The organism is Flavobacterium sp. (assembly GCF_050696275.1).
GTDB lineage: Bacteria > Bacteroidota > Bacteroidia > Flavobacteriales > Flavobacteriaceae > Flavobacterium.
In genome coordinates this window covers 161,978-186,075 of the sequence record NZ_JBOGUT010000003.1, presented here as the reverse complement: position 1 = coordinate 186,075, position 24,098 = coordinate 161,978, and the positions used below count along the sequence as shown (strand labels likewise).

The 24,098-nt window shown below is 35.2% G+C and carries 16 protein-coding genes; 14 read left to right on the top strand and 2 right to left on the bottom strand.

The genetic code is table 11. From position 1 onward, the window contains the following. Positions 1 to 527 precede the first annotated feature (527 nt). Complete coding sequence (locus ACRDEC_RS03245; protein ID WP_431496895.1) at positions 528 to 4,169, bottom strand: collagen-like protein; 3,642 nt, start codon at positions 4,167 to 4,169, stop codon at positions 528 to 530. Then, on the bottom strand, positions 4,166 to 4,642 hold the full coding sequence (locus tag ACRDEC_RS03240; protein WP_431496894.1) for a T9SS type A sorting domain-containing protein: 477 nt from the start codon (positions 4,640 to 4,642) through the stop codon (positions 4,166 to 4,168). The genes ACRDEC_RS03245 and ACRDEC_RS03240 overlap by 4 nt, the downstream gene beginning before the upstream one ends. 607 nt (positions 4,643 to 5,249) lie before the next feature. Between ACRDEC_RS03240 and ACRDEC_RS03235 the strand changes: the two genes are divergently transcribed. The 14 genes from ACRDEC_RS03235 (at position 5,250) to ACRDEC_RS03170 (ending at position 24,063) form a co-directional block, all read left to right on the top strand. Then, positions 5,250 to 6,119 (top strand): helix-turn-helix transcriptional regulator, encoded by an 870-nt coding sequence (locus ACRDEC_RS03235; RefSeq protein ID WP_431496893.1) that lies wholly within the window; start codon positions 5,250 to 5,252, stop codon positions 6,117 to 6,119. A 341-nt stretch (positions 6,120 to 6,460) separates the two neighbouring features. Next, on the top strand, positions 6,461 to 7,030 hold the full coding sequence (locus ACRDEC_RS03230) for a Pvc16 family protein (RefSeq protein WP_431496892.1): 570 nt from the start codon (positions 6,461 to 6,463) through the stop codon (positions 7,028 to 7,030). 131 nt (positions 7,031 to 7,161) lie between these two features. Continuing rightward, positions 7,162 to 7,860, top strand: coding sequence for a hypothetical protein (locus tag ACRDEC_RS03225; protein WP_431496891.1), 699 nt, complete (start codon positions 7,162 to 7,164; stop codon positions 7,858 to 7,860). 34 nt (positions 7,861 to 7,894) lie between these two features. After that, positions 7,895 to 9,472: a phage tail sheath family protein gene (locus ACRDEC_RS03220; RefSeq protein WP_431496890.1), complete on the top strand. Its 1,578-nt coding sequence runs from the start codon at positions 7,895 to 7,897 to the stop codon at positions 9,470 to 9,472. 50 nt (positions 9,473 to 9,522) lie between these two features. Further along, positions 9,523 to 9,993, top strand: a complete 471-nt coding sequence (locus tag ACRDEC_RS03215) for a phage tail protein (RefSeq protein WP_431496889.1) — start codon at positions 9,523 to 9,525, stop codon at positions 9,991 to 9,993. Continuing rightward, positions 9,983 to 10,453 (top strand): phage tail protein, encoded by a 471-nt coding sequence (locus tag ACRDEC_RS03210; protein WP_431496888.1) that lies wholly within the window; start codon positions 9,983 to 9,985, stop codon positions 10,451 to 10,453. Before ACRDEC_RS03215 ends, ACRDEC_RS03210 begins: the two co-directional genes overlap by 11 nt. Before the next feature lie 2 nt (positions 10,454 to 10,455). Beyond that, positions 10,456 to 10,626 (top strand): DUF5908 family protein, encoded by a 171-nt coding sequence (locus ACRDEC_RS03205; RefSeq protein ID WP_431496887.1) that lies wholly within the window; start codon positions 10,456 to 10,458, stop codon positions 10,624 to 10,626. Between the two features lie 12 nt (positions 10,627 to 10,638). After that, the gene (locus tag ACRDEC_RS03200; protein WP_431496886.1) at positions 10,639 to 11,316 is read left to right on the top strand and encodes a hypothetical protein; all 678 of its coding nucleotides are present in this window, start codon (positions 10,639 to 10,641) and stop codon (positions 11,314 to 11,316) included. Next, complete coding sequence (gene vgrG, locus ACRDEC_RS03195; RefSeq protein WP_431496885.1) at positions 11,313 to 13,112, top strand: type VI secretion system tip protein VgrG; 1,800 nt, start codon at positions 11,313 to 11,315, stop codon at positions 13,110 to 13,112. The genes ACRDEC_RS03200 and vgrG overlap by 4 nt, the downstream gene beginning before the upstream one ends. An 11-nt stretch (positions 13,113 to 13,123) precedes the next feature. After that, a complete protein-coding gene (locus tag ACRDEC_RS03190; protein WP_431496884.1) occupies positions 13,124 to 13,423 on the top strand; it encodes a PAAR domain-containing protein in 300 nt (99 codons plus the stop codon). Between the two features lies 1 nt (position 13,424). Further along, complete coding sequence (locus ACRDEC_RS03185; RefSeq protein WP_431496883.1) at positions 13,425 to 13,850, top strand: GPW/gp25 family protein; 426 nt, start codon at positions 13,425 to 13,427, stop codon at positions 13,848 to 13,850. Then, positions 13,850 to 17,572 carry a hypothetical protein gene (locus tag ACRDEC_RS03180; RefSeq protein ID WP_431496882.1) on the top strand — a complete coding sequence of 1,241 codons (3,723 nt, stop codon included), beginning with the start codon at positions 13,850 to 13,852 and terminating at the stop codon, positions 17,570 to 17,572. Before ACRDEC_RS03185 ends, ACRDEC_RS03180 begins: the two co-directional genes overlap by 1 nt. A 7-nt stretch (positions 17,573 to 17,579) precedes the next feature. Next, positions 17,580 to 20,354: a hypothetical protein gene (locus tag ACRDEC_RS03175; RefSeq protein WP_431496881.1), complete on the top strand. Its 2,775-nt coding sequence runs from the start codon at positions 17,580 to 17,582 to the stop codon at positions 20,352 to 20,354. Further along, the gene (locus ACRDEC_RS03170; protein WP_431496880.1) at positions 20,338 to 24,063 is read left to right on the top strand and encodes a contractile injection system tape measure protein; all 3,726 of its coding nucleotides are present in this window, start codon (positions 20,338 to 20,340) and stop codon (positions 24,061 to 24,063) included. Before ACRDEC_RS03175 ends, ACRDEC_RS03170 begins: the two co-directional genes overlap by 17 nt. Positions 24,064 to 24,098 lie beyond the last annotated feature (35 nt).

The window sequence follows — 24,098 nt, the reverse complement described above, 5'->3', positions numbered from 1 at the left end:
TATAGTACAACACTTTCCGTATGATTTCATTTTCCGATTGAGATCCGTTATATTATTTTGTTCCATTTGTGTTAATTTTTTTAAAATTATTTTTTTACCACAAAAGTTGTGGTAAAATCTGTGGAATTATTTTTTTGCCACAGATTAAAAACAATTTAACATTTTCTATTTAGAAAAAATTATAAAAGAAATAAAAAAAGCCCTAATTTATCGTTAGAACTTTTCTTTAAAACAGTTTTTATATTGTATCTGAAGCATCTTTTTTATGCTCATACCTCTATTTATACGTCAGAAAAAAAATTCACGTTTGTGGTATTTTTTTCAATACTATTTTTTTACCACAGAAGTTGTGGTATTTTTTTTAAAACAAAAATTTTACCACACATTTTGTGGTAAAATTTTCTGTTTGTTTTTTTTAACACAGATTTCCCTCAGCTTCGCAAGTCTCCAGACTTTGAGTTATAATTAAAAGCAAAAGCTACAACCTATAGAGTTGTAGCTTTTCTAAAAGAATTTTACTTATTATATTAGAAAGGCAATAGCATAACATTGATTCGTAAATCTTGTGTTGTACCATTGGTTTCGTTCAAGAAGACCTCGATAGAGTTTGAAGTTACGTTCAAGATTACCGGTGTTTCAACATCATTGTCATCATCGGCAGTACCAAGGCTTATAAGGCTAATCATTGGTACAAAATTCGTACTGCCCTGATCTGCAAAATAAATTGTGATAGTTGAAGAGCTTCCACTGTTTGATTTACTGGCGAAACTTATTTGTCCTCCCACAGCAGTACTGATACCAGAAGCAACATCACCAATTAAGACATAACCGGCTACTGCTGATGGGCCTGCCGGACCTTGTGGACCTGTCGCTCCTGTTGGACCTTGTGGGCCCATCGGACCTGTTGCTCCATCCAAACCATTGGCACCATCGATACCGTTCAATCCTGCTGGCCCTTGTGGACCCATTGGGCCTGTAGCGCCGTCTAAACCATTGGCACCATCGATACCGTTCAATCCTGCCGGACCTTGAGGACCCATAGGACCAGTTGCTCCGTCTAAACCGTTGATTCCATCGATACCATTTAATCCTGCTGGACCTTGTGGACCCATAGGACCTGTTGCTCCATCTAAACCATTGGCACCATCGATACCGTTCAATCCTGCCGGGCCTTGTGGGCCCATCGGACCTGTTGCGCCGTCTAAACCGTTGATTCCATCGATACCGTTCAATCCTGCTGGACCTTGAGGACCCATAGGACCTGTTGCTCCGTCTAAACCGTTGATTCCATCAATACCGTTCAATCCTGCTGGACCTTGAGGACCCATAGGACCTGTTGCTCCATCTAATCCATTGGCACCATCGATACCATTTAATCCGGCTGGACCTTGAGGACCCATAGGACCTGTTGCGCCGTCTAAACCGTTGATTCCATCAATACCGTTTAATCCTGCTGGACCTTGAGGACCCATAGGACCTGTAGCACCATCTAATCCGTTGACACCATCAATACCGTTTAATCCGGCTGGACCTTGAGGACCCATAGGACCTGTTGCTCCATCTAAACCATTGGCACCATCGATACCGTTCAATCCGGCCGGGCCTTGAGGACCCATTGGACCTGTTGCTCCGTCTAAACCATTGGCACCATCGATACCGTTTAATCCTGCTGGGCCTTGTGGGCCCATCGGACCTGTTGCGCCGTCTAAACCGTTGATTCCATCGATACCGTTTAATCCTGCTGGACCTTGAGGACCCATTGGACCTGTTGCTCCATCTAAACCGTTGATTCCATCAATACCGTTCAATCCGGCTGGACCTTGAGGACCCATAGGACCTGTTGCGCCGTCTAAACCGTTGATTCCATCAATACCGTTTAATCCTGCTGGCCCTTGTGGACCCATAGGACCTGTTGCTCCATCTAAACCATTGGCACCATCGATACCGTTCAATCCTGCTGGACCTTGGGGACCCATAGGACCTGTTGCGCCGTCTAAACCGTTGATTCCATCAATACCGTTTAATCCTGCTGGACCTTGGGGACCCATTGGACCTGTTGCTCCGTCTAAACCGTTGATTCCATCAATACCGTTTAATCCTGCTGGACCTTGTGGACCCATAGGACCAGTTGCTCCGTCTAAACCGTTCAAACCATCGATACCGTTTAATCCTGCTGAACCTTGTGGACCCATTGGACCAGTTGCTCCGTCTAAACCGTTGATTCCATCGATACCATTCAATCCGGCTGGACCTTGAGGACCCATTGGACCTGTAGCACCGTCTAATCCGTTAAGACCATCGATACCGTTTAATCCTGCTGGACCTTGTGGACCCATAGGACCTGTTGCTCCGTCTAAACCATTGGCACCATCGATACCATTCAATCCTGCTGGACCTTGAGGACCCATAGGACCTGTTGCTCCGTCTAAACCGTTGATTCCATCGATACCATTCAATCCGGCTGGACCTTGTGGACCCATAGGACCTGTTGCTCCGTCTAAACCATTGGCACCATCGATACCATTCAATCCGGCTGGACCTTGTGGACCCATAGGACCTGTTGCTCCGTCTAAACCATTGGCACCATCGATACCGTTTAATCCTGCCGGGCCTTGTGGGCCCATCGGACCTGTTGCGCCGTCTAAACCGTTGATTCCATCAATACCGTTCAATCCTGCTGGACCTTGTGGACCCATTGGACCTGTTGCGCCGTCTAAACCGTTGATTCCATCGATACCATTTAATCCTGCTGGACCTTGTGGACCCATAGGACCTGTTGCTCCATCTAAGCCGTTGATTCCATCGATACCGTTTAGTCCTGCTGGACCTTGTGGACCCATAGGACCTGTAGCTCCGTCTAAACCGTTGATTCCATCAATACCGTTTAATCCTGCTGGACCTTGAGGACCCATAGGACCTGTAGCTCCGTCTAAACCATTCAATCCATCTATACCGTTCAATCCTGCTGGACCTTGTGGACCCATTGGACCTGTAGCACCGTCTAATCCGTTAAGACCATCGATACCGTTTAATCCTGCTGGACCTTGTGGACCCATAGGACCTGTAGCGCCGTCTAAACCGTTAGTACCATCATTTCCTTCTGGACCTTGAGAACCTTCAATACCTTGTGGCCCTTGTGGACCCATAGGACCTGTAGCTCCGTCTAAACCATTCAATCCATCTATACCGTTCAATCCAGCTGGACCTTGAGGACCCATTGGGCCTGTAGCGCCGTCTAAACCGTTGATTCCATCGATACCATTCAATCCGGCTGGACCTTGAGGACCCATTGGACCTGTAGCACCGTCTAATCCGTTAAGACCATCGATACCGTTCAATCCTGCTGGACCTTGAGGACCCATTGGACCTGTAGCGCCGTCTAAACCGTTAGTACCATCATTTCCTTCCGGACCTTGAGAACCTTCAATACCTTGTGGCCCTTGCGGACCCATAGGACCTGTTGCTCCATCTAAACCGTTCAATCCAGCTGGACCTTGTGGACCCATAGGGCCTGTGGCACCGTCTAAGCCGTTAGCTCCATCTATTCCATTCAATCCGTTAGTACCATCGATACCGTTCAATCCTGCTGGACCTTGAGGACCCATAGGACCTGTTGCTCCGTCTAAACCGTTCAAACCATCAATACCATTTAATCCTGCCGGACCTTGTGGACCCATCGGACCTGTAGCTCCATCTAATCCGTTGAGACCATCGATACCATTTAGTCCTGCTGGGCCTTGGGGACCTTGGGGACCGGCAACAGAACTGCCTGAATTAACTGCATAAAGTGCATAAGGAACACTTAATAATTGGCTTACACCTACAATTGTATAATTTGTTCCCCCTGTAGGATCTGTTTCTGTTTTAATAAAATAAGGGCCATTTCCCCAGTCTATTGTGTTATAAGAACCTGTAACAGGACTTCCGCTACCAATAGCCAGCGTAATTAGTCCATTTACATTTGAAGTAGGTGTTTGTGTTTCGGCATAAATAGCCGGACCTGCTGCTGTACCTTGCAAAATACTAATTTTCATACCAACGGGTTGGCTTACTATTAAGTTGCTGGCAGCATTTCTGATTACCGCTTGGTAACTCATGGAATTTTGACCTTGGGCAAATCCCGTAATGGAAACAAATAATAAAAACGTTAAATAGTATATTTTTCTCATGATCTGATAATTTTAAATGTTTTAACTTCTTTATGGTTATCGAATACTTTTAATATGTAAAGATTCATTGGGTATTTCTCCATTTGAATGGTAGTAGATGCTTTTGTTATTCTGTTATTTTCGAGCAATTTCCCATTGAGATCAAATAATTGATATCGCATCGCTTCAAAATCAGAATTTTTTATTTCTAAATAGAGTAAATTGGTAGTTGGATTGGGATAAACCGATAATTCAAGGCTGATATTAAAGTTATCAACTCCTAATACTATCTGAATTTCAAAAGGCTGCTCTACGCCGTGCAGTAACGATCCCGTTGTTCCGTAATCGGTAGCGTAAACTACCTGTCCTACTGAATAATTTGTACTTCCATTGCTTCCTGAGGCATTTCCTCCTGAAGTTGTTATGGTTTCCTGAGCATTTATCTGAGTACAACTCAAATAAGCTGCAATGAGGAGTAATTTTTTTGTCTTCATATGTGTTATTTTAATTAGTTACAGTTTAATTAATTTTAAAAATTTCCTGTTTTATGCTTCAATTAAAGTGAGAAAATATATAAAGAGAAGCAGCTAAGCTTATTATCAGAAGTAAAAAATATGGAGGAATTATTATTGTAATTTTTTTACTCATACTAAAGGTATTGGTATTGCAAAAAAAATTTGTAAGGTTTTTATGTATAATTTGTTAAAACAATTTATGCAGGAAAGACCATCAAATCTGATTTATCCTTTGGATAGTTTGGAGCAAAAACAGGTATATGTACGTGGTTTTTTTTCGAAACCGTTTATGTAACTTGGCAAGATTATTCCGACATAAACATTTAATCGATTACTATTTTATAAAAAATTAAACAGCACTGATAATCAGAATATTAATTCTCTTAAATTTTCAAAATAGTAAACAAAAGATAACATTATAGAACACAATTACAATTCATAATGAAAATGACAATTACTACATAAAATACCATCTTTATGACATTTTAATTATAAAATTCATTTTAAAATATGTAAGTTTACTACTACAATTATTAACGCTAACCTTTTAATACTATCATAGCATTTATAAACAATATCATTTAAAATGAGTGAAAAAAAATCAATATTGATTGGATGTGATGATACTATAGTTTTAACTCAAGTATTAAATATCTTATCTGTAATATCTGATTTTACCTTTTCAACCGTTTCTGTTTCAAGAGCTGTCGATTTATACAGTACTGCAAAATCATTAAGTCCTGATCTAATGATTTTATGTTTTAAAAGAAATCAACCTGTCATAAATGACACAAATTTTAGTCTAAATAAAATAGATATTCCCATTCTATGCTTAACTCAAAATCATGAATGCGAATCAAAATGCTGGTCAAAAAACTCTATTGTTTTTACCCATCCATATAAACATATTAATAATGCTGATTTTTTGATTTATAGGATTAAATCTATTTTTCTTTTAAAAAAAACAGAAACAAAAGACAAAACCGCTGTAAGTTTTGCAGAAGCGGCATTACAAAGAAACATTTTCAATAACAATAGAGAACTAAGCCATTATGTAATGGAACTTGATCAGAAAGTTGAAGTATTGCAAAAAGTAAAAACACGCATCTCTTACCTTTATCCGAGCGTAGATGATACCATCCGAAAAGAATTAATGTCGATTGTAAATTCCATAAAAACAGTTGCAAATGACACTAAACTCTGGGAAGATTTTAAAATTTATTTTGAACAATCCAATCCGGATTTTTTGTTGGCTCTTGCTAAAAAACACCCTTCTTTAAGTTCCAAAGACTTAAAATATTGTTGCTATATCAAAATGAATATGAGCAATAATGATATCACGAATCTTCTTGGTATAAATCAGGAAAGTGTCCGAACTCACAAATACCGTTTAAAAAAGAAATTAACACTTGAAAAAGAGCAAGACATCATTTCGTATTTAAGAACAGTATCCTAACCTAATTAATGCTCCAAATTTATAATCCGGTATACTTCGTATAATCGGGTTTTTTATTTATAACAAATTTATTTTAATGGATTATAGCGCTAATTAATCTTAAAGTACTTTCTAAAAAAAAATCTAAAAACCATAATATATACGAATAAAATTATTGCTTTTTATTCAAAAAAAGGGTTTGTCTACATTTTGTCTATAAAATGCAAATAATATAGCATCTGATGTATATGAAAAGTACATTCTTAAAATCTTATTCAGGCAAATTTCTAAAGTATTTTTACAAGTATAATCTGATAACCCGTTTTTTGAATAATTCAGACAAACTTTAGAATTAATTAACCATGATAAATCAATCTCTTCAATTTACGAATAAATTGCTTGGACAGTTTTTAAAAAACAGTTTCGGATTGGATGATGAAAAAATTGTTCTGAATTATCTAATTGATACAAACGGTGCATTTCCGAAAACAAATCAGAACAAAGTAGTTTTATCATTGATTAATGTAGAAAAAGAAACCAATCAGCCTTTTTATATTAAAAACAGAAAACTCGAAAACGGAAATTACTCCAGTTTTAATCCCGTCGAAAAATACAATCTGGATATCTTAATCAGCAGCAATTTTGATGATTATACCGAGTCCTTAAAATTTCTGGATGCCATTATTTATTTTTTCCAAATTAATAATTATTTAGACGCTTCTTCCTCCTCAAATATACCTGAAGGCCTTACAAGACTGGAATTTGAATATGAAAAAATCTCTTATCATCAAATGCACAGTTTATGGACAGCAATGGGAGCAAAATACCAGCCTTCTATAATTTATAAAATGAAATTGATAAAAGTTCAGGCCAATGAAACGATAGGAATTATACCTGCTGTAACAAATACAAACAGTAATATACTATCATGAATCAGGGTAATTTCATAAAGGCATTTGATGTTATGGTTTATCATACTTTTTTTGATAACAACAAATGCAATTGCCTGCACTTTATTCCCGATAGTAATACTGAAAGAGTATTCAAAAAATTTGGTTTCAGAATGAGTAAAATTTCAAATGGATTTGAACTTTTTTTAAACACAACCTCATCAATTGCCGGCACATTAGATTACATAACGAAAACAACTTCAATGGATTATTTTGAATTCAATATCAAGTCAAGCAATCCATATTTTACTCTTTTTACAGCATTACCAATCAACTTTCCCGGACAAATTACGTTCACAAGTCAGGATAAGAACCAAAACAATAATGGCATCATACAGCTTAACGAAACTTTAGATCCAAAAGAATCAGCCTTCTTTTTTGGCAGTCTAAAAGTTTATTTTGAAGATATCAAAAAGAGTCAAAATAACAATCCGCTTCATTTTGAAGTAAATTTCAAAGCCAGAGCAACACAGTGGCAATACTATGTAATCAATAAAAATGCAGTTCCTTTAAACAATCCTGTGATTGCCGAAAAAGGAAAAACACAGTTTGACGGACCAAAACAAGTACTGCTTCAAACAGGAGAAAAGGCGCTTCTTTTTACATCAAATGATGTCAATATTCCGCTTAGCGAAAAACCTAAATATAAATTTGACTTACTTAATAAAAATGCAGAAAATGAATCCGGTCAAAAGAATACAAATGGCAAAATAATAATTAAAGGATTGCCTGTCCCAGATGTTACCCGGATAGGAATAATAGAGAATAGCGATCATAATCAGATTGCATCTCCCATGTATGTCTATATATAAAAACAATAAAAATGAACATTAAAAACTAAAATCAATGAATTTATCTACCATCCAAACCCCTGGTGTTTACATTCAAGAATTAAATGCTTTTCCAAATTCAGTTGTAGCAGTTGCTACGGCTGTACCAGCATTTATTGGGTACACACCTCAGGCCTCTTACGAAGGAAAATCGTACACGAATGTACCGGTCAGAATCACTTCGTTTGCTGACTTTCAAGCCTTTTTTTGTTTACCGGATCCTCCGCTTCCTGCGAGTCCTGCTAAACAATATAGTCCTGAATACTACTTGGTACAGCAAAAAAGTCAACCTGTAAAAGGAGATTATATGTTAATCGCCGGATCCTACTATTCTCTAGTTCCGGATCCTAGTACTATCTATTATTTGTACAATAGTGTAAAACTTTTTTATGAAAATGGTGGTGGTGATGCTTATATCGTATCTGTTGGTACGTATGGTCCGTCATCTAAAAAACCAATGATTCCGGGCACTCCGCTTGTAAATCCGAACGTACAATTAAATGACTTAACCGCAGGTCTTGCTTTATTGTTAAACGAGCAGGAACCAACCATGTACATCTGTCCTGAAGCCACATTGCTAAGTGTAGAAAACAATGGTACTCTTATGCAGGAAATGCTTCTGCAGTGCGTAAATATGCAAACGGCAATGTGTTTGTTTGATATTATCGGAGGAGATGATCCGGATCCGATTTTATACACACAGGATATTACAAATTTCCGAATGAACACAGGTTCTCTTGGATTGAATTATGGAATGGCGTATTATCCTTTTATCGGAACAACCGTCATGCAAAATCAAGATATCGACTATACAAATTTATTTGGTGGAGATATAAAACAATTGGAGCCAATTATTAATCCGCCAAGCGCCCCTAATGCAAGTGTTGCTACAATTATTGCCGGTATTCAAAATCCTGATAGCAGCTTAACAGTTACTCAAAACAACAATGCACTGTTGATTGCAAGTCCAATGTATGCCTTAATTATAAAACATATATTAAGTGATGCCAACATTCTTCCTCCTAGTGGAGCTATGGCTGGAGTTATTACGACAACTGACAATCAAACTGGGCCTTGGCAGGCACCTGCAAATACATCTATTATTGGGGCATCTTCGCTACCAATTTACATTTCAGAAAGCCAACAGGGGAACTTAAATGTAGATGCCGTTTCCGGTAAATCTATAAATGCTATTCGATTATTTAACGGACTTGGTATTTTAATCTGGGGAGCAAGGACTCTGGACGGAAACAGTCAGGACTGGAGATATATCCCGGTAAGAAGAACAATGATTTTTCTTGAACAATCTTGTAAACTGGCAGCTCATCATTATGTTTTCCAACCAAATGACAAAAATACCTGGGAAGCCGTAATAGCTATGATTACAAGTTTCTTAACTTCAATATGGAAGCAAGGCGGTTTACAAGGTGCTAGTGCATCTGATGCTTTTTCTGTAGCCTGCGGATTGGGTGTGACAATGAGCGGAGATGATCTTCTGAACGGTTATATGAGGGTTACTGTAAAAGTAGCTCCTATTCGTCCGGCGGAATTCATCGTTCTTACATTCCAACAGCAAATGGCAGTCTCCAGTTAATCAATAATCAACTCAATTTAAGTGAATTTTTAATTTAAAAATAAAATATTATGCCAACAGATGATGGAAGCGTACAAGGCGCAACGTGGCCGATGCCTAAGTTTAGGTTTGAAGTAGACCTAGGAACTGAACTAACAAAAGTAGCTTTTCAGGAAGTTACAGGAATGGATGTAGAAAATCAAATCATAGAATATCGTAAAAGTAACAGTCCGCTCTTTTCTGTAGAGAAAATGCCGGGAATTACCAAATATGGAAATATTACTATGAAACGAGGCATCTTCGTTAATGACAATACTTTTTGGGACTGGCATCAGCAAGTCGTTATGAATACGATTAAAAGAAGAACAGTTCTGATAAAATTATTAGACGAAAAAGGAGATGTAACCATGCAATGGACTCTTAATAATGCCTGGCCAACTAAAATTACCAGTACTGATTTGAAATCTGATGGAAATGAAGTTGCAGTAGACACTATAGAAATTGCACATGAGCAACTAATCATCAAAAACGGTGGCAAGTGATGATTATCCGGTTAGCTTTTATTTTACACTTTCATTTTCCGGTGTAGATGCGGCTTTCAAGGAAGTATCAGGTATTTCTAAAGAGTTAAGTATAGAAGAAATTGTTTGTGGAGGCGAAAATCGTTTTAAATACCGCCTCCCAACTGTTTCTAATAGTCAGAACTTAGTTCTTAAAAGAGCCATTGTTCCTGTTGGATCTCAATTGCTGAATTGGTGTGCGAACTGCATTGATCAGGGATTATCGAATCCGATTCAGCCTCATAACGTGATATTGAGTTTGCTTAATGCAAGTGGTATTGTATGTATGCAATGGACTTTTAATAATGCTTATCCGATCAAATACGCAGTTTCTGACTTAAACTCTCAGGAAAGTGGAATCGCTATAGAAACTATTGAACTTGCATACAGTTATTTTGATATTTCTTCTAAAACAACTTTTGATAAACTTTTTGCTAAATAATTATGCCAATCGAAATAAGGGAACTCATTATCAAAACAGAAATCGTAAGCACAAATACGAAGAATTCATCTTTGGCTAAAGAGAAAGAATTATCCCTCTTAAAGAAACAATTACTTGAAGAATGCAAACGATTAATCGCTGAAAAAAACCAAACAAATAGCTATAAACGCTAAAAAAACAAATCAATGGCGAGTTTAGAATTAATGAAAATAACAGGATATACCGACGAAGAATTTCAAAATAAATTCTCCGGAAATCCTTATGCTTTCATGATTAACCCTGAATCGATTAAGATACAGAAAAGCATTGAATATAATGACCAGCAGGCACCCGCAACAAGCTCTGCTTCACAAAAATATAAAAGCACTCCCAGTAATAAACTAAGTTTTGAGATGGTTATAGACTGTACTGGTGTTGTAGATGCGAAACGTGTTGATATGGCTAAAGAAATAACAGCTCTGGAAACAATTATTTATACATACAACGGTAAAATTCATCGTCCGAATTTTGTAAAAGTGCAATGGGGTCAGAATATTACTTTTAATGGAGTTCTTGATTCTATTGATGTTTCGTATACACTGTTTAAACCCGATGGAAGCCCTTTGAGAGCAAAACTATCTTTGTCATTCAGTCAATATATATCTCCCAAAACAGTAACAATGACAGATGCACCACAGTCCCCTGACTTAACGCACATCGTCAATGTATCTGAAGGAATGTCTTTACCTCAATTGTGTTTACAAACCTGGGATGATGACTCGCTCTATATACAAGTTGCCACATACAACAATCTAAATAAATTCAGGAACCTAAATGGGGTTAATAAATTAATATTTCCTCCTATAAATCCGTCAAGTCAATGAGTGCATCAAGCGAAATAAAAAGCGGAGGAATTGCAACATTCTCAATTAAAATTAACGGTAGTACTATACCTGATGAATTGAGTGTGCTTTCTGTTCATATTGAAAAAAAAGTAAACCGAATCTCCCTTGCTAAAATTGTGATTTTGGATGGAGAAGCCAATACTGGTACGTTTGAAGCTAGTTCATCGGCTACTTTTGTTCCAGGTGCAGCAATTAGTATTGAAGCCGGTTATGATGCTAAAAACCAAGTCGTTTTTACTGGTTTAATCATGACCCAGTCAATCCGTGTTGACAGTTTGGTTGGATCTGCTTTGGAAATTGAGTGCCGTGATACAGCAGTGAAAATGATTGTGGGCCGAAAAAGCCTTACGTATTCTAATAAAAAAGACAGCGATATTATTTCATCAATTATAGGAACTTATTCGGGATTAACCGCAGATGTTAAAGCTACCACAACAACATGGCCTGAACAAGTTCAATATTACGTAACTGATTGGGATTATATTTTAGCCCTAGCTGAAACAAACGGACTAATTGTAACCACAATAAACGGCAAAGTTTCTGTAAATCCTCCTGACAGTAATACAACATCAGTACTTACTGTGACTTATGGAGATAGTTTACTTGAATTTAATGCCAAGCTGAATGCTACTAATCAATTAGGTAATGTAACTTCCAATACTTGGGACTATAAAAATCAGGCAGTCATAAACAGTGAAGCAACACCAAACATAACAGGGTCTGGAAATTTATCTTCAAAAAAACTATCTGAAGTTATTGGTCTTTCTGCCTTTCAACTGCAAACATCGGCACCTTTAGAAACAGCCGATTTAAACAATTGGTCAAAAGCCCAAATCATTAAAAGTGAATATTCTAAAATAACTGGCGAAGCAAAATTTCAAGGTACAAATTTAATTGATCCGGGAAAATACATGACTTTTGATGGTCTTGGAGATCGCTTTAACGGTGACTATCTTATTGCTGGCGTTATTCATGACCTCTCTCAAGGAAACTGGGTTTCTGAAGTTCATCTGGGAATTTCGCCGCTTTGGTTTACCGAAGAACCTGATGTAATGTCGCCACCAGCTTCTGGGCTTATCCCTGGAGCCAGAGGTTTATTTAACGGGACTGTGAAACAAATGTATGAAGATCCCGATGCCCAATTCAGAATTCTTGTAAATGTTCCTTTGTTTGATGCAAATGGAGCTGGAATTTGGGCAAGACTTTCCAATTTTTATTCTACCAGTGGTGCCGGAGCCTTTTTTTTACCCGAAGTTGGAGATGAAGTTATTCTTGGTTTTTTAAATGAAGACCCACGCTATCCGGTGATATTGGGAAGTTTGTACAGCGGTACCAAAATAAAACCATTTACAGGTTTATCTCCCAATGAGAAAAATTCAACAAAGGCTATTGTTTCCAAATCCGGAATTTCAGTGCAGTTTGATGATGAAAATAAAATCTGGATCGTTGCTACACCTAATAAAAACACAATAATTATAAGCGACAAAGACAAAAAAATAACGATTCAAGACGAAAATCAAAATAGTGTTGTAATGTCAAGCAGCGGAATTGATATGTCAAGCCAAAAAAGTATTACTATTTCGGCTCAGGAAAATGTGAATATTAAAGGCACACAAGGTGTCACAATTCAGTCAAGCGCTGGTGATGTTACAACAAAAGGATTGAATATTAAAGATACGGCAGATATGGAATATTCCGCTAAAGGAGGACAAATGGCGGAAGTAACCGGAGGAATGCAATTAACGCTGAAAGGCGCAATGGTAATGATTAATTAAATATATAAAATATGCCACCAGCAGCAAGACTAACAGACTTTCACCAATGCCCAATGGTGACTCCCGGGGTTCCACCCATTCCTCATGTAGGCGGACCAATTGTTGGTCCCGGAGAACCAACCGTTTTAATTGTAGGCTTACCGGCAGCCAGAGTTGGCGATATGCTGGTTTGTGTAGGACCGCCAGATTCGATAATAAAAGGATCGGCAACGGTAAAGATAGGCGGATTACCCGCTGCCAGAATTGGAGATAAAACCGCTCACGGAGGAACTATTGCCCTTGGAGCATTTAATGTGATGATTGGTGGATAATATGGAAGATAAAACAGAAAACACCTTTTTAGGTTCAGGATGGGCATTTCCCGTCTCTTTTTCTGTGGGTAATTATCAGCTAAATATATCTTCAAATGAGACAAATATCAATGAATCTATAAATATTATTCTGAATACCCGTAAAGGAGAACGTACTCTGGAAGCTAATTTCGGTTCCGGTTTACAACAATTTATATTTAGAAAAATTGATACTAATTTAAAAGGCGAAATTATAGAAACTATCAAGTTTTCCTTATTACGCTATGAGCCCAGAATATTGGTTCAGGAAGTTCGGGTTGCTTCTACGGATGTTACAAATGGAGTAATAGAAATAGAAATTATTTATATCTATTCACAAACAAATACAAGACATAATTATGTATTCCCTTTTCATTTGAAAGAAGGAACAAATTTATCTCAAAGATAATGATTGTAATTGATCAAAATAGCGCTATAAATTCACTTAACGAATCACTCGTTCCTAATCCCTGTTTAATAGACGGAAGAACGGAACAGGAATGGTTGTACTTTCTTACTGAATTTAGCAAACTGATTAATTTTTACAATAATACCAATACTATCGAAGGCAACTGGAATCCGTTTTTATTAAAAGATCCTGTTTTTTTGATGGCATCCATATCCAAAACAAATTATAAAATCCTGCATTCAACTTATAAAAACAGTTGTGTCGAGATTCAGAAATTATTGCTAAATGGAAGCGAAGGAAATTTGACTTCTAATGCACTTGATAAATTATTTGACCACCTTACTTCTATTTACAAAATCATTGAGCGCTGGACACATTACATGCAAATCAGCAGCGAAATATACGACCTCAAAAATTATATTTTACACGAAGTAAAAACAAAATTAAGTATTGATTTTTGGGCGATTCAAGCCTTCAGACGTTATTTATATACTTCGTCATCAAAAGGAACATTTATGACAAATGCTCCTTACAATGATTTTGCTTTTTTTGATACTACCATTTGGAATATAAATAAAGATAAAAGGCCTTTTTGGGAAATATTTGGGTTTAGTACAGAGCAAAATATTCAAAGTGTTTTAGAGAAAATAGCCTCTTCTTCTCTAGATATTTTAACGAAAATTGGAGACCGATTGTTTCATTTTTTAGAGACTATAATTCATCATTCTTCCGCTGAATTTAAAAAATTAAGTCTTAAAAAAAGTAAATTCCCGGATACTACACTTTTACGTTCATTTGTAAATGTTTTAAAAGTACAACAGGATCAATTAAACGGAATTTCGCAAAAACATCTTGATTTTTATTATACAGCCATTTTAAAACAAACGAAATTACCTGCAGTTGCAGATAATGTCTTTTTATGTGCCACTCTTGCAAAAAATAATTCGGCATTTAATTTACCCAACGGTACTTTATTTAACGCTGGAGTTGATGCACAAAAGAGCCCAATTTTATTTACTTCCCAAAAAGATGTAAATCTAAATCCGGGAAACATAGCCAGCGTACACACGCTTTGCTATCAAAAACAACCAAACGCTTTATCTTATAATTTACAGTCAATTAGTAATCCGGTAAGCATTCAAAAAGATGATAATGGTAAAATAATCAGTTGGCCGACTTTTGGAGAAATAAATCCAACAGCAACCCCTTTATATACAGGAATTGCTTTTGCTTCCCCAATGTTATTACTAAGAGAAGGACAAAGAAATATCACTTTAACCCTTGAATTTAATGCTGTAATTGATGTAGCACTATTGCAAGGAGCCACTTATTTTTTAAGTACGCAAAAAGATTGGCTGCAAATTGAATTAGATACATCAGCATTCCTGTTAAACAATCCTCTGCCAGCTAGTAGTATTAAACTGGAAATTGACCTAAAACCAACAGATCCGGCAATTGAGCCTTTTCTTATCAATCCCGACGGGTTAAAAACAGAATGGCCAATGCTAAAAATACTATTCAAATCTGTTTCTAATCCGGCTTCACCTCCAAAAATACTTTCTATAGCAATTGCTCTAAAAGTAACCGGAGTTACAACTTTTCAGTTGTATAATGATTTAGGAGAATTAAACACTAAAAATCCCTTTCCTCCTTTTGGCCCAATTCCATTGTTAAATTCCAGTTTTATAATTGGAAACAATGAAATATTCAGTAAGCCTCTTGACAGATTTGACATAAATATTAACTGGGATAAGATTCCATCAGATTTGCAGACGTATTATGGAGCGTACAATAATTATTTAGCTCATCCGGATGCATCGGAACCATCTCAGTCAAAACCTAAACTTAGCTTAGCAAGATTGTTAAACAAAACACAGGAAATACCACCGCCTACGGGACCTTTTAATAATCCTGCTTTTACAGTTAATTTTAAAATACTACAGGAAAAAACATGGAATGGTATAACAATGACCAAAATAAAAAACCCGGAAGTTGAGCCTGTTTTCATTCCGGCGCAAGATGTCGTAACTCCTCTTTATTTGTTTGATCCTGCACCAGGAGATCCTAATGTGCCTTTCAATAGCACTTGCAGTAGTTATTACGAGTATAATGATATTGTGACTTCAGATGCGGAAGAAAAAACAACTAAAACACTACAACTGGATCCGAACATTCAGAACCAGCCTTTCAAATTTACTGATGCCAGTTCTTCTGGATTCATAAAAATGATTTTATCCGGAAATGAATATGGTTTTGGTTCAGAGATATATGCTAATGTTGTAGCGAATATTGCTCTGCAAAATGGTAATCTTTTAAATAAATCAAAAGGCAGTGCTGTTGACAAATTTGTAGTATCGGCTAATGTCCCTTTTGCACCAAAAATAAAAACATTTTCTGCAGATTATAATGCAAGTGTAACCTATAAACTCGATGGTTCAATTGGGGATTATCCACTGCACTATTTTATATATACTCCTTTTATGAATTATCAGATATTTGACAATACTGATGATAAAACGAATGCAGCATTAATAAACACATCTATTGTTGGTTTGATTCAAACAGACATAAAAGAAGGTTTACCGCTTTATCCGTCTTTTGATTATACAGGGGCTTTATTTGTAGAACTCGATCAATTAATTTGCAACAGCACCTTAAATTTATATTTTGAATTAGCCCGAAATTCAGCAACAATTACTCCCGGTGACAGTGTTAACTATTTTTATTTGAGCGACTCAGGTTGGAACGAAATAAAAGCATTGTCAGATGGAACGAATCAATTTAAATCTTCAGGAATTATAGAACTGCCGATTCCTGCTGATTGTAATAACAATGAAAATTATATGCCCGGAACAAATAATTGGCTTTCAATTGTTGTTTCCGGCGATCTTGATACGTATTCTAAAACCACTTTTTTACAAACAAACGGATTTATTGCACAACGAACCGGAACTTCTTTTTTATCTGATACACAAACTCCGCAAATAAATAGTAACACTATAACCAAACCGCAGATAGCCATTCCGCAAATAGCGGCATTATTGCAGCCATTTGCTTCTTTTGGAGGTAAAGCTGCAGAAAATAAAGCAACTAAAAACAAGAGAGTCAGCAATAGTATTAAAACTAAAAACAGGGCCGTTACTCCTACTGATTATTATACTTTGATAGCTGAAACATTCGATGATATCTATTTTTCAAAAGTTGTAAATAAGAAATCAGACAATAGCTGTAATGTCTACGTAGTAAAAAAAATAGCAGATGAAAGTGACCCAAATACTTACGTTCCTTTAGTAACAAATTCTCTCGAAAACGAAATACAAAAATTTTTAAAAACGAATACATCTCCTTTTGCTAAAATAAATGTTTCCAATTTTAACTTGGAATATGTTTCTGTTAGTGCCAAAATAAAAGTAAAAAGCGGCTACCAGCAAACGCTGATTCACAACAACGTCAATAATGCACTAAAACAATATTTATCGCCATGGATAACATCTTATGCGCCTCAAATAGAAATCGGTAAACCGCTAATTGATGCCAAAGTAAACACCTTTATAAAAAATATTGAAGGAGTTGACACAGTCAATGACATTTCATTTTCCAGTTATGCTATTAATTCGGTAACTGGCTTGCAAACGGTATGTAAACAAGGTAAAACAAAACTTCAACCCCATGGATCAACAGCACTTTTAGTTTCTGTACTTAATCACGATATTACTTTTTAGTTATAAAATGGATACAATCAATCATATATTAAAAAAACAACTTCCTCCACATCAGGACTTTAATTTCCTGAAGAATGAAGCGATTGAATATATCCAAAAGCATATTGGAAGTGAGTGGACAAACTTTAACCCAAGTGATCCGGGAATGACAATTTTAGACCAGTTCTGTTATGCTCTTACAGAATTAGGTTATTGTACAGATTTTAGCATTCCTGATATTTTGACAGATTCTGATGGGAAAATTGAAATAGACAACCAATTTTATTTACCGGATGAAATCTTAACGACCTCACCTTATACCATTGATGATTATAAAAAATATCTAATTGATGGCGTAGAAAACATTGATAACGTTATGATACTTTGTTATAACGATAATCTTTTTCCTTTTAATAAAGTGTATCAGGTCTATCTCTATGTAACTCCTGCAATTACTGACCTAATTGAAATTGAAAGTATTTGTAAATCAGCTTTTTATCTGCTTAATAAAAGTCGGAATTTAGGAGAAATTTTCAATGAACCAATTGCATTAAGCGCTGTAAACTGCACAATTGGAGGCAAATTAGAACTTACTAAAGATGCCGATCAATATGCCGTTTTATTAGAACTGCAAAATAAAATCTGTTCCTATATATACTCTAAAATAACACAAGCAGGTTATGATACTCTAAAGCAAAAAGGATACACTGCCGCTGAAATATATGATGGACCGTATTTAACAAATGGATGGATTATAACTGACTCTTTAATTGATAAAAAGGATACTATACAAGCAATTGATTTAGTATCAATAATAGAATCAGTAACTGGTGTTGCCTCAATATCAGGATTACAGCTTTTTCAGGAAGACAAAACAGTCACTACTCTTCAATCAGCAGTAAATCAGATAATAACTATTGATGTGCTGGCTTCTTATAAAAATCAAAAACTAATAGTAAGTGCTAACGGAAAAGATTTGCCGTTTAATTCTTTTGGATCATTACAAGCTATTGTTGATAATTTTGATGAAACCACAGCTATTATAAACAACAAAACAAATTCAAAATTACCAAAAAGCAACTTTAGAGACATCAATACTTACTATTCCATTCAAAATACTTTTCCCCAGCAATATGGTATTGGAGATGATACATTAGAAGACGCCACACGACCGGTTCAGGTTGCACAGTCCCGTCAATTAAAAGGTTATTTAACTTTATTTGATCAAATACTGGCCAATCAATTTTCGCAATTGGCAAATATTTCAAAATTATTTTCTTTTAAAAATTCGGTTTGCGGAGCTCCTTCTGACGAAGAAACTTTTTATGCTTTAAAGGATAAATACGAGCAAAAACATTTAGAATATCCGGTACCGTATAAAATGTTTTCTCCCAGTTATTTTTATCAATCATTATATGATGTACCTCACATCAAACCTTTATTAAAAGACAGTTCGACTTTTAATTACAGTTATGGCAATGAATCTCCAATTGAATTAACCGAAAAAAGCTGGTTTGACTATCAGCAAGATCCATATAATCCATACATATATGGTTTAATGAAATTGATGGAAGAGGAAAATACAAACCTCGACCGAAGAAACAAATTGCTTGATCATCTTCTTGCAAGACATGGTGAATCACCAATAGTGATTGATTCATTTATTGATAATACCATCTATACCGGAGACAAAAGAAAAGATCAGATAATCTTAAAAAGTTTGTATTTGCAAAATCTCGGACTTTTATCCTATAACAAACAAAAAGCGTATGATTATCTAAGTGCAAAAAAAGCAGCGAAAATTGTTGATGGAAATCTTGATGTAAACCTTCCGAAGATTAAGGAAGAACATTATCGTTATATAAACGAAAATACTACCGATTTTATATTCCGATCAGAACAAATCAATAAAAAGGAAAAGTTAAATCAACACAATTTCAATAATTTTTCCGGATTTGAATTGAAACTGAATTTATTATTTGGATTAAAAAATATATACTTAAATTTTATCTCGACTCAATTAGACAATCAAAAAAATAGTATTGAAAATAGTTCAGACAGCACTATTTACAAGACCATTCAGGAATCATTATGGTTTATTGAAAACAGAAACGGAAGTTTGCTTCTGGAAACAGTTCTTCTTTTAAATCAACTAAAATTTACTATTGAAATCATAAAAACAAACCCAGTAAATGATGTCTCTTATAGTATTGAAGACATCGATTTTCAAACAGTAACAAATCTGAATTTTGTTTTAAACGCAACTGACGAAGCAACATTAGACGCTGATTTACAAAAAGGTTATTTGCTGTTTTCTGATACAAAATATCCCTTTACAGCAAGTAATACCACGATAGAAAACCAAAATGATTATATAAAAACGGATGCCTCAAATTATTCTTTCCGCATAACGATTTCGTCTGGAAATGGAAAAATAACGATCAATTCTAAAATTTTTAAAAAGAGTATTTTATTGCTGTTTCCCGATTTTATTCCGCCATTTCAAACACCGAAATTCAAAAAAAGATTAAAACAGTTTCTCGCAATGAATCTTCCTTTTAATATCAGTTATGAGTGTCTTTTTTTAAGCAGCCAGGATTTGGAAACATTTATTCCTGATTATATGTATTGGTATGAAAGTTTGCGATACAAAGATGAATCACTTCCGATTACAACAGATCAGGAAGATGCACCAATAAACAACTCAGAGAAAACGGTAGTAATAAATCCTGCTGAATCTGCAATGAATCTTATAAGTAGTTTAACCTCAATTCTGGAAACAAAAAATGGAAGAAATAAATAGCCATATTGTATCAAGTCTAAAGTGGAATACTACTTTTGATAAAAAAGAAGAAGGCTTCAAAGTTCAGGAACGTTTGAGCAACTGGAGTAAAATTTCTTTGCCCAGAGAAGCTGCCAATGTATTTAATGAACTTTGCCCGCCGGAACAAAGCTGGAGAATTCAGTCGTTAGAATTAGATCTCGGCATTTGTGATTACAGTGATCTTGAATTCGATCTGAGCACAAAAATCCGCAGCCTGTTACGTGAGAAAATAGCCGAATTGATTATCTATCAAAACAATCAGAAACAAAACCTGATTGCTGTTTACAACAAAGAAAAATCAATGTTGGAAAACCTTACCGTTTTTTTATTGGAAGGTTATCTGCCTTGGAATTATCAAAATAAAGAAGGATCTGTAAACCAGATAATGGCCGAACTGCTTCAGAATAACTTAACTGAAATCATCGCTATTATCAAAAGAACAGGATTAACTCACGAGGAAGTAAGAAAAAGAATTTCATGGCAATTTGACGAAAAAAATGTAAACAAAATAATAGCTGCACTTGAACCTAATAATAGTGATTCAATAATTGAATTTTCTTCGATTATGACCAATCTTCAGGTAAAAGAAACGATTATCCAGACCAGTACGGCAAGCTTCAAAAAGAACCTTTATTTCTTTATACTTAACTTTTTGCTTCTGGAACGCGGAACACTTTTTAATAAACTCGCCTTCATGAAAAGCAGTATTCTGCAAATGGCGAATCATTACAATATTGCGTACTCAGAACTTATTTTATTAATTGAAAATACAATTCTTAAGCTATCGGATAAAACGACTCAAAATAATAATTTTATACTTTCACTGAAAACGCTGACTCAGGAATACGAAACACAAAAAAAAGAGCATTACAAACCTGAAAAAACTATAGATTATTGGATCCTTTTCGAGCAATTAGTAAAGAATAAAACAGTACGAAAATCTAAAACAGATAAAAGCAATCTGAACGAATTGATCGTTGCGCTTAACAATGAGAATACCACCAGATTCAACACTATCATAAAAAGAATTTTGAGTACCGAAAACTCTTTGATTTCACTCATTCAGGATTTAAATGAAACTGCAATAAAAATAGTCTTTTCCAAACTCGATACTACTCCATCTTCATTGAATATGGATACCATAATTTATTTGAATGCGTTAAGCAAGACACTTAAATTGAAAACAAACAGTGCTGTTTTATGGGAAATTGGAATTACTTTTCTCCACAAAAATAAAAATGCGAACCATACAGCATTTTTATTGCATTGCGTAAAAGAGTTAAGTAAAAAGAACCACCTTGAACCCGAACAATTATTAGAATCATTTACTAATGCCAGAATTCCTGCGGCTATAAAAAACAGCAATTCTACAACAATTTATACCCATTTAAATACTGTTTATTGCAACGAAATAGATAACAGTAATTCAAATTATCCTACAATTCATTTCCGAAATTTAATGTCAAAACTTGAATTGCAGCTGCAAAAAAGAACAAATAAAAATGCGCTTTTTATAGATTTGCAAAGGTCACTTGTTAAAACTATTTCTTTGCATCCCAAAATGGCTTTTGAGGTGATGTTATCGTATGAAAATAAAGATTTTCTGAGAAAAATACTTCCGTTAATCCTTAACCGTGAACTGCTGCAATTACTTGTAAAAACAACAAGTTATAAAAAAACAAAACTGGTACAAACGATACAAACTGTATATAAAACACTGAATGCAAAAGAAAAATACGATTTCCCTGAAGAACTTCTTACCGACGATTTCATCTTATTGAGTATACAGGAAATAATACTGCATCCTGAACATAATTCTTCTGTGTTTCTGGAAACGGTTTTTATTGAATTATCTAAAAAAGTAACCAATACAAAACGTAACGATTATTTTCAGTTTATAACCAAATTATTGCACTCAAGAAAAATTAAGTCTTTTGGAATTACCACTAAAAGAACCTTTTTAAATCAGTTAAAAAACAATAGTTCCATTGATATTATTGAGTTTGCATTACTAATGCAGAGTACCTCTCAACAAGCGCAATTAGAATTATCAAGTTTATTGGCTTCTAATTTTGAGGATGCAAAATTTATTTCGTTACGGAAACAAGATAAGAAACAGAGTCAGAATCTTATTCATTATTTTTTAAAGAATGGAATATTCCTGAAAAATAATTGGGTAAAAGAACATGCAGTTATATTAATCAGACAATCAAAATCATTTTCAAAAAATGAAATTATTCAGGATCTGAACGAGGTATTCTGGGAAACTGTTTTGAAATATTCTGCTTATAAAGGAAATGAGATTTTGTTTCAGAAACTGCTGGAAAAAGCTTTCAGGTTTTATTTGAAAAATAATATTTCTCCTAAAAAGCATTCATCTGAAAACGAAACAAAGCTACCTTATAAAATGGATAATGAAGCAGCAATCGAAGCTTCTCTTATCGAAAAAAACACACTAAATGACATTTCAAAAGACAGTTTAATCTTGAATAAAACAGCATCCAATAAAAATATAAAAAACTTGGAAAATAATATTTTATTTAACGGTCAAAAACTATCTGCAAAAGAAAAATACGAATGGTATTCACTTGTTATTTGTCAAAAACAAATTCCTGTCGGATTTACTGTTTCAGGGACGTTTGAAATTAAAGATTTACTAAACGAAATTATCATCAACGAACCGAAAATATTCTTTAGAATAATCAAAAATGAATTTATTTCTGAAGCACAGACAGATTGGCTTAGCCGAAATATAAGTTTTAATAACTTATGTGAATCTGTTAGTCAATTAGACAGAAACAAAGAGTCTTATCTGAAAATTCTTGAAAAGTTCTACACTACTTTGGGAAGTATCAGCATTCGTGGAATCGCAGCAAAAGAAATACAAAGCCTTTTATTGAGAAAACTGCTAAAAGCCGCCGCCAATGATAATTGGAGAATAATTTCGGTTGATAAAATCTGGAACGAGCTAATTTGGGATGTTGTAACCAAAAAAGGAATTGCCAAAAAAAATTTCCTTATGGATATTGAAAAGCATATCTATCGATTGCCATTGTCGCTGCAACTTAGTTTTAGAGAAGTTCTAAATACTGAAAAACAAACCATCCAAAACAAACAAAAAACAGAAGTACTTGCTAAGATCGAAAAATTAAGCATTAACAAACATCCGAAATCTCCAGTTAAGGTAGGTATTCCAGTTAGAAACGCAGGAATTGTTCTCTTAAACAACTATGTGGTTATGCTGTTTGAACGTCTTGGGCTGGCAAAAGACAACGAATTTACCACTATTGAAGCTCAGATTAATGCCGTTCAGTATTTGCAATATGTAGTTACAGGGCTAAATGAGACTGAAGAAACGTATTTGCCTTTGAATAAAGTATTATGCGGTTTACCACTTACACATACAATTCCGGATGAAATCGAAATTTCTCATGAAAATGAAGTATTAATAAACGGTTTGATAACGGCGGCCATTTCCTATTGGACAGCAATTGGCGAATGTACTGTAAATGGTTTCAGAGGTAATTGGCTTGTTCGTGACGGAACTTTGTTTGAATTAGAAGACAGATGGGAGCTCACCGTAGATAAAAGACCTTACGATTTGTTGATAAACAATTCTCCCTTTGCTTTTTCAATTATAAAATACCCCTGGATGGACAAACCCCTGCATGTCAATTGGCCTTATTAAAAATTTAAATTAAAGTATAACAATAATAAATCGAA

Excerpts from the sequence above, each read along its gene's own strand:
- ACRDEC_RS03240 (WP_431496894.1), bottom strand. The coding sequence starts at position 4,642 with ATGAAGACAAAAAAATTACTCCTCATTGCAGCTTATTTGAGTTGTACT.
- ACRDEC_RS03175 (WP_431496881.1), top strand. The coding sequence starts at position 17,580 with ATGGATACAATCAATCATATATTAAAAAAACAACTTCCTCCACATCAG.
- ACRDEC_RS03185 (WP_431496883.1), top strand. The coding sequence starts at position 13,425 with ATGGAAGATAAAACAGAAAACACCTTTTTAGGTTCAGGATGGGCATTT.
- ACRDEC_RS03215 (WP_431496889.1), top strand. The coding sequence starts at position 9,523 with ATGCCAACAGATGATGGAAGCGTACAAGGCGCAACGTGGCCGATGCCT.
- ACRDEC_RS03225 (WP_431496891.1), top strand. The coding sequence starts at position 7,162 with ATGAGTAAAATTTCAAATGGATTTGAACTTTTTTTAAACACAACCTCA.
- vgrG (WP_431496885.1), top strand. The coding sequence starts at position 11,313 with ATGAGTGCATCAAGCGAAATAAAAAGCGGAGGAATTGCAACATTCTCA.
- ACRDEC_RS03205 (WP_431496887.1), top strand. The coding sequence starts at position 10,456 with ATGCCAATCGAAATAAGGGAACTCATTATCAAAACAGAAATCGTAAGC.
- ACRDEC_RS03190 (WP_431496884.1), top strand. The coding sequence starts at position 13,124 with ATGCCACCAGCAGCAAGACTAACAGACTTTCACCAATGCCCAATGGTG.
- ACRDEC_RS03170 (WP_431496880.1), top strand. The coding sequence starts at position 20,338 with ATGGAAGAAATAAATAGCCATATTGTATCAAGTCTAAAGTGGAATACT.
- ACRDEC_RS03220 (WP_431496890.1), top strand. The coding sequence starts at position 7,895 with ATGAATTTATCTACCATCCAAACCCCTGGTGTTTACATTCAAGAATTA.
- ACRDEC_RS03230 (WP_431496892.1), top strand. The coding sequence starts at position 6,461 with ATGATAAATCAATCTCTTCAATTTACGAATAAATTGCTTGGACAGTTT.
- ACRDEC_RS03245 (WP_431496895.1), bottom strand. The coding sequence starts at position 4,169 with ATGAGAAAAATATACTATTTAACGTTTTTATTATTTGTTTCCATTACG.
- ACRDEC_RS03200 (WP_431496886.1), top strand. The coding sequence starts at position 10,639 with ATGGCGAGTTTAGAATTAATGAAAATAACAGGATATACCGACGAAGAA.
- ACRDEC_RS03235 (WP_431496893.1), top strand. The coding sequence starts at position 5,250 with ATGAGTGAAAAAAAATCAATATTGATTGGATGTGATGATACTATAGTT.
- ACRDEC_RS03180 (WP_431496882.1), top strand. The coding sequence starts at position 13,850 with ATGATTGTAATTGATCAAAATAGCGCTATAAATTCACTTAACGAATCA.